Annotated in this window: 1 protein-coding gene; it reads right to left on the bottom strand. The window is 48.6% G+C overall.

Annotation, left to right across the window (positions count from 1 at the left end; all coding sequences use genetic code 11):
* A partial coding sequence (locus ACYVTD_RS15395; protein ID WP_461248576.1) for a response regulator occupies nucleotides 1-523 on the bottom strand: 523 nt, incomplete at both ends.

Here is a 523-nt window from a genome sequence, read left to right as displayed (position 1 = left end):
TTCCGCCTGACCGATAAGGGCGTTAGCCGTTAACGCGATAATCGGATACGAGTAACCCGTATTACGGATGGTTAATGCCGCTTCAATACCGTCCATTTTGGGCATAAAATGGTCCATAAAAATAACGTCGTATACCGCGCCGTTTTTGATCATTTCAATAGCCTCTTCCCCGCTTGACGCGACTTCAATTGACAGGCCGTACGGGGCCATTAGCCCCCTTGCGACATAAAGGTTCGTTTCCACGTCGTCAACGACCAAAACCTTGCCGTAAGGCATATATTCGCGGACAAATTGCGGCGTTTTGCCAGTTTGCGATATTCCTCCTACGTTGAATCGCGCTATATTTTCAGCCAATTCTTTGCCCAATGCTTTGGAATCGATAATCTTTTGCGGCAAACGTACTGTAAATACGGATCCTTTTCCCCGTTCGCTTTCCACGAGAATGTCGCCGTTCATAAGGCGCACAAGCTGTTTTGTAATGCTCATACCAAGACCGGTACCTTCCGTCGCGCGGTTGGCTTCC

This window comes from Treponema sp. R6D11 (assembly GCF_054786075.1).
The sequence above is the reverse complement of the archived record's forward strand: the minus strand, read 5'-3'. Positions and strand labels throughout refer to the sequence as shown.